Source organism: Dokdonella immobilis (assembly GCF_900115085.1).
GTDB lineage: Bacteria > Pseudomonadota > Gammaproteobacteria > Xanthomonadales > Rhodanobacteraceae > Dokdonella > Dokdonella immobilis.
The window spans coordinates 1-10,215 of record NZ_FOVF01000054.1 but is presented as its reverse complement, the minus strand read 5'-3'; the positions used below and the strand labels follow the sequence as shown (position 1 = coordinate 10,215).

Annotated in this window: 9 protein-coding genes; 4 read left to right on the top strand and 5 right to left on the bottom strand. The window is 66.8% G+C overall.

Annotated elements, in window-relative coordinates; all coding sequences use genetic code 11:
• Positions 1-368 precede the first annotated feature (368 nt).
• The 4 genes from BM125_RS19265 to BM125_RS19245 form a co-directional block, all read right to left on the bottom strand.
• Entirely contained in the window at positions 369-1,376 is a 1,008-nt protein-coding gene (locus BM125_RS19265) for an NADPH:quinone reductase (RefSeq protein WP_092411037.1), read from the bottom strand.
• A 360-nt stretch (positions 1,377-1,736) separates the two neighbouring features.
• Positions 1,737-3,080, bottom strand: coding sequence for an MFS transporter (locus tag BM125_RS19255; protein ID WP_092411033.1), 1,344 nt, complete (start codon positions 3,078-3,080; stop codon positions 1,737-1,739).
• A gap of 464 nt (positions 3,081-3,544) precedes the next feature.
• Positions 3,545-4,795: an RNA polymerase sigma factor gene (locus BM125_RS19250; protein WP_092411031.1), complete on the bottom strand. Its 1,251-nt coding sequence runs from the start codon at positions 4,793-4,795 to the stop codon at positions 3,545-3,547.
• Positions 4,796-4,832: 37 nt separating this feature from the next.
• Complete coding sequence (locus BM125_RS19245) at positions 4,833-5,183, bottom strand: YciI family protein (RefSeq protein WP_092411029.1); 351 nt, start codon at positions 5,181-5,183, stop codon at positions 4,833-4,835.
• Here BM125_RS19245 and BM125_RS20520 point away from each other — a divergent pair.
• Both BM125_RS20520 and BM125_RS19235 read left to right on the top strand, forming a co-directional pair.
• Positions 5,182-5,547 (top strand): hypothetical protein, encoded by a 366-nt coding sequence (locus BM125_RS20520; RefSeq protein ID WP_217647931.1) that lies wholly within the window; start codon positions 5,182-5,184, stop codon positions 5,545-5,547. The genes BM125_RS19245 and BM125_RS20520 overlap by 2 nt on opposite strands.
• A 157-nt stretch (positions 5,548-5,704) precedes the next feature.
• Positions 5,705-7,162: a hypothetical protein gene (locus BM125_RS19235; RefSeq protein WP_092411027.1), complete on the top strand. Its 1,458-nt coding sequence runs from the start codon at positions 5,705-5,707 to the stop codon at positions 7,160-7,162.
• An 88-nt stretch (positions 7,163-7,250) separates the two neighbouring features.
• Here the strand turns inward: BM125_RS19235 and BM125_RS20370 are convergent, their stop codons facing one another.
• Entirely contained in the window at positions 7,251-7,634 is a 384-nt protein-coding gene (locus BM125_RS20370; RefSeq protein WP_175498207.1) for a hypothetical protein, read from the bottom strand.
• 25 nt (positions 7,635-7,659) lie between these two features.
• Here BM125_RS20370 and BM125_RS19225 point away from each other — a divergent pair, with 25 nt between their 5' ends.
• Together BM125_RS19225 and BM125_RS20025 are read left to right on the top strand one after the other, a co-directional pair.
• On the top strand, positions 7,660-9,597 hold the full coding sequence (locus tag BM125_RS19225; protein ID WP_092411023.1) for a pyrroloquinoline quinone-dependent dehydrogenase: 1,938 nt from the start codon (positions 7,660-7,662) through the stop codon (positions 9,595-9,597).
• An 86-nt stretch (positions 9,598-9,683) separates the two neighbouring features.
• On the top strand, positions 9,684-10,215 hold a 532-nt coding region (locus BM125_RS20025), incomplete at its 3' end, for a leucine zipper domain-containing protein (protein WP_175498206.1).

The following is a 10,215-nucleotide window of genomic DNA, read 5'->3' as shown; positions in this document are numbered from 1 at the left end:
CAGGGAATCCATCGGTTCATGAGCAGGCTCCACGGAAATTCCGGAACAGTCTAGGGAGGGTCTGATCAAGTAGCAAAGTCGTCATGGCGTTCAGAAGGTTTTCCACATGTGCCGCGTGGCGAAGTGAAGGCTGGTGGCCTTGACGAGGCGCGCGGTGCATGTGGGGAGCCTTCTGGACGCCACCTTTTCATGATGCAATCAATGCGTTAGGCGACGCCTGCCTGCGCGCAGATCTTTGTTGCGTCGACTTGAAAGACGGCCAGTCTGTCTGCGTCGACGCGTCGCGATCTGCACACAGGCAGGCGTCGTGACGACTTTGCTACTTGATCAGACCCTCCCTAGTCCGGTTGGGCCCTGCGCGGACCCGCTCAGCTCGGGCGCGTGGCGTGCGCCCATGGCGAGACGACCACGTTGCCGATGGCGCGGCCCGACTCGACCTGTTCGTGCGCATCGGCAATCGCATCGAGTTCGAAGCGCGCGGCAATCCGGTGGCTGAGCAAATCAGCCCGCAGCCATTGCGTCAGTTGTCCGATGGCGCGCACGCGATCGGCATCGCCCAGGTGGTAGACGATGAAGAACGACAGGCGGATGTTCTTCAATATGCCGGGCACGAACGGCACGATGACGTCCGGCCTCCCGCTGCCATAGGCGACGATCTCGCCATTCGCTGCGAGCATCTCGAAATCGGCTTTCGCATTGGCCGCGATATCAACCTCGATGATGCGATCGACGCCCTGGCCCCCGGTCAGCTCGAGGAGGCGCTGGGCCAGGTCTTCGCTGCGGTAGTTGAGCACATGATCGGCGCCGGCCGACTTGGCCAGTGCGGCCTTTTCCTCGGAGCTGACCGTGGCGAAGATTTCACGCGCTCCACAAAGGCGGGCCATCTGCACGGCGTAGTGGCCGACCGAACCGGCACCGCCGGCGACGAGCACGCGACGACCGGCGACACCGCCGTCCATGCTCACCGCATGGCACGCGGTCAGTGCTGGAATACCAAGGCAGGCACCCACATCGAGTGCGACATTGTCGGGCAGCAGGACGGCTTGCCGCGCCGGCACCACGATCCATTCCGCGGCGGTGCCGAATGGCCGCCCCCAGGCGGCATTCCAGAGCCAGACGCGGTCGCCTCGGCGCAGGCCGTCGACACCCTCTCCGACCGCATCGACGATACCGGCGCCATCGCTGTGCGGAATGACCTCTGGAAACGGCATGATCGGAGAACGACTGCCGGCGCGTGACTTTGTGTCGGATGGATTGACTCCCGACCAGGCGACACGCACGCGAACTTCGCCGGCGCCCGGTTCGGGGCGATCCCGGTCGACAATCGACAACACATCGGCGGCGGGGCCTGTTCTCGAATACAGCGCGGCTCTCATGGCAACCCTCGGTCGGCTCGGTGGGCGGATGGCCGAGAGTTCTGTCCGGACCCGCCCGCTTTCAAGGACCGACGGGTGCTGCGGCGGCGGATTGTCGGCCCGCGTCGGGGTAGGGCATCCTTGAGTCGGGAACGACGACGCTGGAAGGAGTTCATGATGTCTACCGCGCAGGGCCGCACGGGTCGGGCGGATCGCAATCGCAACTCACTCGTTCGCGGACGGCCGCGACCGGCCGCTGTCCTGCGCCGCGCAGCAGCCCGATGCTCGACAGCATCCGGTCAGGAGCGATGGTGCCCAGCCGATTGACGGCGCCGACCGGCCGCTGCGATTGAAGGCGCTCCGGCAGGTTCACCTCGGGGCCTATTGCTGCACGTTCTTCATTGTCATCGCGAGCAGCGCCCCGGCTACGGCCATCACCGAGAGCACGCCGATGCCGAGTTCGAGCCCGCATTCGAACAGGACACCGGTGACCGCGCCGATCAGCAGCAGGACGCCGATCAGGGTATTGCTGACGGCCACGTAGTCGCTCTTGCGATCGCCGCTGGCCAGGTCGACAAGCTGGGTCTTGCGGCCGATGCGCACGCCGGCGTGGGCAGTGCCCAGGATGAACAGGACCACCGCATAGAAGAGACCCCCCGAGGTCCAGTCGGACAGCCAGTGCCGGATCGCCAGCACGCCGATACCGAGCGCGCCGCAAAGCAGCGCCGCCAGGCCCATGGTCAGGCGGCTCGAGCGGTCCGCAAGCCGGCCCCAGAACGACGCACTCAAGGCGCTGGAAAGCCCGGACGCGATGATCAGCCAGCCGAGCGCGCCGAGTTGCTGGCCGCTGTCGCGCTGGGCCAGGCTCACATAGGCCGGTCCGACCAGCGCCGTGGATATCATCAGGGTTCGCGCCAGCAGGAATTTGCGCAGTTCGCGGTCCCTGGCGAGCAAGGCGAACTGCCTGCCGATCAGGTCGCCGAGGCTGCGCCCGCCCTCGGTGGCGCCGGCAAATTCCCGGATCGACCAGAACACCGCAGCAGCGGCGAACCAGGTCGCGCCAGCCAGCATCAGCAGCGCGTACAGCAGCCATTCCGGCCGCGCATCGGCGGGACCCAGAGCCAGATACAGGCCGGCCAGACTCGCGACGAGTCCCGATGCGGTCGCCGCGTAGCCGCTGACCCGTCCGCGGCGTCCTTTCGATACGGTCTTGCCGAGGGTGTCCTTGGCGGCTATCGAGGCGACCCCGCGGGCCAGGCTGAATAGGGCCAGCAAACCGACGATGCTCCAGCCGGCAAGCGCGCCACGCATGCCCGTTGCCGCCAGCACGCCCATCAGGATCACGCACAGGCCCTCGACCAGACTGCTGGCCGCCCAGAAGCCCTTGCGCACCGGGAAACGTCGGATCACCGCGCCGACCAGCATCTGCGGGAGCAAGGCCAGGGATTCGCGCAGTGGTACCAGCAGCCCGAGCAGGAACGCCGGCGCCCCGACCGCACCGAGCAGCCACGGAAGCACCACCTTGGGATCGGCCAGCACGTCGCCGGTCTTGCTCAGGGCCTGGGCGATAACCTGACGAACAAAGCTGCCCGGTTGCTCGCTGCACTGCGAGTCAGGGATGTCACGGCACAGGCGTGCGTCCTCGTCGCCGGCAGCCAGGTCGAACAGGCGCGATGCAAGGTCATCGCGGCGCGCTGGCGAAGGCAAAGCGGATTCGGTGGTCATCGCAACTCCGCCGACCGACAGGCGCGGCCTGTCCCTGTGCCAAAACTACAGGTGGGCGAGGGCGGGGGCCAGCGCGCCCGTCTGCCGAAGCCATGTCGCAGGCGAGCCACCGCGTTCCGTCCTCAGGTCCCGGCGCGTGATTTTGGAACCCGCAAGCATCGTTTCCGGGCGCCAACATCGCTGCGTTGACACACCCGGACAGACTTACTACGATGCCCGTCGTATTTATGGGTCCTGATGCGATCCCATCGAGAGTCTGGCGATTTCCCTGCCGTCCACTCCCTCCCGCGTGCAGGTGGCGGGATCGCCGACCAGGGGGCCGGGTTTGTTGCCTTGCCGGCAGACAAACCCGGCCCCGCTTCTGCGCACCGCCGCAGGTTCGCATGAGCTTCCGGCGTCCCGTCCCCGAATCATGCACCGATGCCGGCAACAGGGGACTCCGCCCACGACCTGGTTTCGGCTGATCAGCCCCGACCCAGACGGCTCTGGCGTTCGCGCAGGAAAAGACGGACCGCATCGTCGGTTTCCAGGCCGATCGCCATCTCATAGGCCTGATGCGCCTGAGCCGCGGCCCCGCTTCGTGCGAGCAGGTCGGCGCGGGCGGCCCAGTAGGGTTGATAGCCGGTCAGCGCGGGCGCGTTGCCCGGATCGGGCAGCGCCGCGAGCGCGGCCTCGACACCCTCAACCTCGGCCAGGGCCAGGGTGCGGTTGATGGCGACGATCGGCGAGCCGGTCACTTCGATCAGGGCGTCGTAGAGCTGCAGGACCGCTGCCCAGTTGTCGACGCCACGCAGGCGACGCTCGACGTGCGCCGACTGCAGGGCCGCCTCGAGTTGATAGCGGCCGGGCGCTCGAAATGCGCTCGCCTGGATGAGCAGCGATTCTGCTTCGCGGATCATTGCGAAGTCCCAGAGGTCGATGCGCTGGTCGGCCAGGGCCACGTAGCAACCAGCGCCGTCACGGCGTGCTCGGCGCCGCGCATGTGCGTGGAGCATGCAGGCGAGCAGCCCGGCCACTTCGGGTTCGCCGGGCAGCAGCTCGAACAGCAGACGAGCCAGGAAGATGGCTTCGTCGGAAAGGTCCTTGCGCGCCGTCTCGATACCGAGCGGATCCGGCCACGAGGCCGCAAACGCGGCATAGATCGCCTCGAGCACGCTGCCGAGGCGGCCATCGAGTTCGTCCCGCGCCGGCACGTGGAAGGGAATGCCGGCCTCGCGGATCTTGTCCTTGGCCCGGCCGAGGCGCTTGGCCATGGCGGCCGGCGAAACAAGGAAGGCCGAACCGATGCGCGTGGCGTCGAGGCCGAGCACGGTCTGCATCATCAACGGGGCCCGGATGGATTCGTCGATGGCCGGGTGGGCGCAGGCGAACAAGAGCGCCAGGCGACGATCCGGAAGCTCGAAACGATCCGCCGACTCGTGCCCGGCATCACCGAGCACCTGCAGCTGCGACATCACGTTCTCGCCGATGCGCTCATGGCGGATGCCGTCGATGCGTTTGCGCCGGGCGACCGTCAGCAGCCAGGCCTGCGGATTGTCCGGAACGCCGCGCACTGGCCACTCTTCGAGCGCCTTGGCAAAGGCCTCCGCGAGTGCATCCTCCGCCGCTGCGACATCGCGGAATCCGGCGGCAAGGAACGCCAGCAATCGACCATAACAATCACGTGCGACCGACTCGGCGGTCGCACGTGCCGTATTGGGCGCGGCGCCGGCCATCAGTCTTGCGCGCCGGCCCATCCGATGCGATCGCGCATCAGGACATCTGCCAGACCGGACGCACTTCGACGACGCCATGTCCGGCTCCCGGGCAGCGCGCCGCCCAGGCGATCGCCGCGTCGAGGTCGGCCACGTCGATCAGGTAGTAGCCGCCGATTTCCTCTTTCGATTCGATGAACGGACCATCCTGCACACGCGGTTTGCCCTCGACGATGCGCACGGTGGTCGCGCTCGTTGCCGGACGCAGCCGATTGGAGCCGGCCAGGATACCGGCCTGCTGCAGCGCTTCGGCATAGGCGCCGTAGGCGGCGATTCCCTCGGCCTGCTCGGCTTCGCTGAGCGCGTTCCAGCCGTCTTCGTTGGCATACAACATCAACAGGTACTGCATGAGTCGTCTCCTTGTGGTGGTGCCCGGCGAAACGGTTCGCCATCCTGATGACGATCCGGATCCGGCCTTCTGGACATCTTCGCACCGGGTTGAACCGGGCCGATCGATCGGAGCCGGCAGTGGTGCGTCTGGCGCGCTTCGACTACGCTCGGCCATCATGCCTTCTCCCGCCAACCTGTTTGCCCTGGTCGTGTTCAGCATTACCGGCTTCGCGGTGTTCCGATGGGCGGCGAAACAGGCCTACTGGCGTTCCGCCGCGATCGGCGTCGCGCTGATGATCTATCCCTACTTTGTCGACCGGACCTGGTTGCTCTACGCAATCGGCCTGGGCCTCTGCGCGGCGCTGCATTTCTTTCGCGACTGAATTCGCCTGGCGGCGCGTCGTAGTTCCGGGAGCCGTGCCCAGGCCTGCCCCGGATGCTGCAAACGCGCAGCGGTCGGCGTAGTGTGGCCCTCTGCGCTGCGCGGGTCGCGAACCAATCGAGCGGCGCCTTCCTCGTCCTGCCGCAGGAGCCGATGCCATGCTCAGCCTTTCACGCTTCGCCTCCTGGATCGGTCTCGCCTTCCTGGGCGTCGGCGCGCCTTTCTGTTTCGCCCAATGGTCGGTTGATCCGGCCCAGAACCTGATCGTCGCCGATGGCACCGCCGAGCAGGTCCAGGCCAAGCTCGTCGCGCGCGATGACGGCGGCTTCTATGTCAGCTGGCTCGACGCCAGCAGTGGTTACAGCGTGCGCCTGCAGCGCATCGATGCACTCGGCGTCGAACAGTGGGCGCACAACGGCATCGTCGTGGCCACGCGAAACTTCTCCTCGACCCAGGACTATGGCCTGGCCGTCGACAGCGCGGGCAATGCGTTGCTGGCGTTCCGCTACAACGACAACGGCGGCACCGCGCAGATCCTGGCCCAGAAGATTTCTCCGGCCGGCGCGCCGTTGTGGGGCAATCCGGGCATCTTCCTGACCGCCGATCCGGGCGGCGCCAATGCGCCGAAGATCACCGGTACCAGCGATGGCGCAGCGGCAGCGGCCTGGTCGGACAGCGCCGGCGCGCTCGGCGTGCAGAAGCTCAGCCAGGCCGGCGCGCCACTCTGGGGTGCCGGCGGCATTTCGGTCACGCCGGCCTCGGGGTTCTTCTTCCTCGCCGATCTGCATGGCGACATCAGTGGCAACGTGATCGCGTCGTGGTCGGCGCAGCTGTCGTTTGCCGATCGCGAACTGTGGGCACAGAAGTTTGCCGGCGCCGACGGCGCCAACCTCTGGGGAACTTCGCCGCTGAAGATCTTCGATGGCAGTTCCGGCGCGATGCAGCTGGGCTACTTTCCGCCCTTCCTGGAAGACGGCGCCGGTGGCGCCGTCTTCGCCTGGTACACGGTCGGCGTCAACGCCGGCACCGTGCGCGTCCAGCACGTCAGTGCGGGCGGCGTTCCGGCGTTCGCGCAAAATGGCGTGGAAGCCTCGGCCGACACCGCGCAATCGCATGTCGAGCCGAGCGGCGCCTACGACGCCACCAGCGGCGACATCTATGCGCTCTGGCGCGAGACCGACATCCTCACCCAGGGCCAGATCGGCGTTTACGCCCAACGCATCGACAGTACCGGCGCGCGCCTGTGGGGATCCGGCGGCAAGGTGCTGGTCGCGCTGGCGGCGCAGGACCAGACCCAGATGCGTGCACTGCCCGTACCCGGCGGCATGCTCGCCGCCTGGGTCAGCAACGATGCGCCAAGTCCGATGCCGATCCACGTCGCACGCCTGGCCAGCGACGGCAGTTTCGCGTGGCCTGGCAACGTCGTCGACATCGCGACCGGTCCGCGCACGGCGAGTCGACTGGCCGGGGCGATCAGCGCGGCCGGATTCGCGGCCTACACCTGGACCGCGGAAGCTTCGGGATCGAGTGGCGAAGTTCGCGCCCAGAACATCAACATCGACGGCGGCCTCGGCAATCCCGACCTGATCTTCGGCGACGGATTCGATCCGGACTGAGGGCGCAGCGCCGCCTCCGGGGTCCGGCGCAGCCCAACTGTTGGCCGGGGAGTAGACTGCAAGGATGAGTCGAGCGGGCCACCGCCCATCAGAGGGGACAGAAAATGACGCTTTGCCCGATCGCCCTGGCCGTTGGCTGCAGGAAGTGCCCGATTTTTTCGGTGTGCCCCGTGAAGAGCGTCATCGGCGATGTCCCGAAGGCGGTCAAACAGCCGGCCCGGCGACCGGCCACGAAAAAAACCGCCCGGCGCAGCAAGCGCTGACTCGGTGCATGGGCCGGCATCCTGCCCAGCCCGGCCCGACAACGCGGATTGGCAAGCGCCGCCATGATGACCTGCAACTCATCGATCTGCAGGTGGCCGACCGTTGTACCGGTTGGCGGATCGTCGCCTGTACGGGGCGGTTGATCCCGGATTCGACGCGATTCGGCCCATACGCCTGGCCCACCGTGCTGGCCGGGGCTTAACTTCATCGGCGATCACCCACGGGAGTCCGTCTTGGAGAATCGCTTCATTGCAGTCGTGCCGATGGTCCTGGCCTGCGCGGTCAGCGCTGCGCAATCCGTCGACACGGGCTGGTCGGCCTATGGCGGTGATTCCGGCGGCAGCCGCTATTCCGCGCTGACGCAGATCACGCCCGAAAACGTGGCTGAGCTCGAGGTCGCCTGGGTTTTCCGCACCGGCGAACTCGGCCAGGGGGTCAAGGACTGGCGCCGATCCGCATTCGAAGCGACGCCGATCCTGTACGAAGGCACTCTTTACCTGACCACCAGCGCGACCGACGTGGTTGCCGTGGACGCGGCCACCGGCACGCTGCGCTGGCGCCATGCCAGCGAGAGCCGCAAGGACCTGCACTATTCCGATGGTGTCTCGCGAGGTGTTTCGCTGTGGGTCGATCCGGACAACGGTCCCGACGCGACCTGCCACGCGCGCATCTTCGCGCCGACGCTCGATGGCCGCCTGCTCGCCCTCGATGCAGCGAACGGAAACCCCTGCGCCGATTTCGGCGAGCACGGTGCGGTCAACCTGCTGCGTGATGTGCGCTCGCAATTCGAGGAAGGCGATGAGTGGCGCGATTATCTGGTCACCTCGCCGCCGGCCATTCTCGACGACAAGGTCATCGTCGGCTCGTCGGTCGGCGACAACCGCGCCGTGCTCGAGGAACTCGGCATCGTGCGCGCCTTCGATGCACGCAGCGGCGCGCTGGTCTGGAGCTGGGATCCGATCCCGCGTGACGCCTCGAATCCGGTCTACGCCGAATGGGATCCGCAAGGCGTCGCCAAGGCCAGCGCGGCGAACGCATGGGCGCCGCTGTCGGTCGATCCGCAGCGCCATCTTGTGTTCGTGCCGACCGGTTCGGCAAGCCCCGACTTCTACGGCGGCGAGCGACCCGGCGACAATCGCTGGGCCAATTCGATCGTCGCCCTGGACGGCGAAACGGGCAGCCTGAAGTGGGGCCGGCAGCTGGTCCATCACGACCTCTGGGACTACGACCTTGCCTCGCAGCCGACCCTGGCCGATATCGACCACGATGGCCGCCGCGTCGCCGCGGTGATCCAGGCGACCAAGACCGGTTTCCTCTACACCTTCGATCGCGACAGCGGCGAGCCGCTGTTTCCTATCGTCGAGCGCGCGGTGCCGCAGGATGCCGTGCCTGGCGAGCAGCCATCGCCGACCCAGCCGTTTCCGGTCGCGCCGCCGGGGCTGGTGCGCCAGGGCCCGGTGACTGTCGACGATGCCTGGGGCCTCGGCCTGTTCGACTGGCTGTCGTGCAGGAAGCGCATCAAGGCCATGCGCTCCGAGGGCATGTTCCAGCCGCCGGCCATCAAGGACTCGATCATGCAGCCGGGCAATGCCGGCGGCTCCAACTGGGGCGGTATCGCCTTCGATCCGCAGCGCCAGATTGCCGTTGCCAATACCATGGATCTGCCGTTCGTGGTCGCCCTGATCCCGCGCGACGAGCTGAAGGCACAGGCGGAATCCGGCCGCTACGACGATTTCGATTTTTCGCGCCAGGCCGGCACCCCGTATGGCATGCGCCGGCAGACCTTCAAGTCCGCGCTCGGCATCCCGTGCGTAAAGCCGCCATGGGGAACCCTCAGCGGCGTGGACATGGCCACCGGCACGATCAAGTGGCGCATTCCACTCGGTCTGACCCCGGTCGTCCCGATGAACCTCGGCATGCCCAATCTCGGCGGGCCGATCGTCACCGCCAGCGGTCTGGTCTTCATCGCCGCCAGTTTCGACGATCACCTGCGCGCTTTCGCCACCGACACCGGCAAGCTGCTCTGGGATGTCAAATTGCCGGCGGGCGGCCAGGCCACGCCGATGACCTACGCGGTCGGCGGACGCCAGTACCTGGTCATCGCCGCCGGTGGCTACAAGGGCGACAGCACGCGCGGCGACTACCTGGTGGCCTACGCCCTGCCGCACTAGCTGTTGCGATTCGATAGGTTGTTCATCCGGCTGTGGTGATGGAAGCTGAGGTTGTCGAGACTTCAGTACCAACATCAGGGAGCCGGATGAACATCCACAAGAATGCCCGATTGACGCCTCAAGGTCGAAAGATCCTTGTTAGCCGTATCCGCCGCAACGGTCTTGAATCCGCCGCTATTGACGCCGGTATCTCCTCGCGTACCGCCCGCAAATGGTTGGCGCGGTATCGGCTCGAAGGTGATATGGGTTTGTTTGATCGTTCCGGTCGGCCGCACCGTGTGCGCAAGGCTCTTACGAATGAGCAGTGCCAGATCGCTCTGTCACTGCGCCGCGAGCGTCGGACGATCCGCGCCGTCGCCGATCATCTCAAAGCGCCGGTCTCGACTGTCCGGCGGTGGCTGGCAAGCCAAGGCATGAATCGGCTGCCGCGACTTGACCCACCGCCCCCTGTGCAGCGCTATGAGCACGCCGCTCCAGGCGACTTGCTGCATCTGGACATCAAGAAACTCGGTCGCATCGTGCGCCCCGGCCATCGTGTAACCGGTAACCCGCGTGACAACGTCGATGGAGCCGGGTGGGAGTGCGTCCACGTCGCGATCGATGATCACAGCCGGGTCG

What these genes read in the sequence shown, in the direction of transcription:
- BM125_RS19245 (WP_092411029.1), bottom strand. Translation starts at nt 5,183, where the DNA reads ATGCAGTACCTGTTGATGTTGTATGCCAACGAAGACGGCTGGAACGCG.
- BM125_RS19250 (WP_092411031.1), bottom strand. Translation starts at nt 4,795, where the DNA reads ATGGCCGGCGCCGCGCCCAATACGGCACGTGCGACCGCCGAGTCGGTC.
- BM125_RS19235 (WP_092411027.1), top strand. Translation starts at nt 5,705, where the DNA reads ATGCTCAGCCTTTCACGCTTCGCCTCCTGGATCGGTCTCGCCTTCCTG.
- BM125_RS19255 (WP_092411033.1), bottom strand. Translation starts at nt 3,080, where the DNA reads ATGACCACCGAATCCGCTTTGCCTTCGCCAGCGCGCCGCGATGACCTT.
- BM125_RS20520 (WP_217647931.1), top strand. Translation starts at nt 5,182, where the DNA reads ATGAGTCGTCTCCTTGTGGTGGTGCCCGGCGAAACGGTTCGCCATCCT.
- BM125_RS19265 (WP_092411037.1), bottom strand. Translation starts at nt 1,376, where the DNA reads ATGAGAGCCGCGCTGTATTCGAGAACAGGCCCCGCCGCCGATGTGTTG.
- BM125_RS20370 (WP_175498207.1), bottom strand. Translation starts at nt 7,634, where the DNA reads ATGAAGTTAAGCCCCGGCCAGCACGGTGGGCCAGGCGTATGGGCCGAA.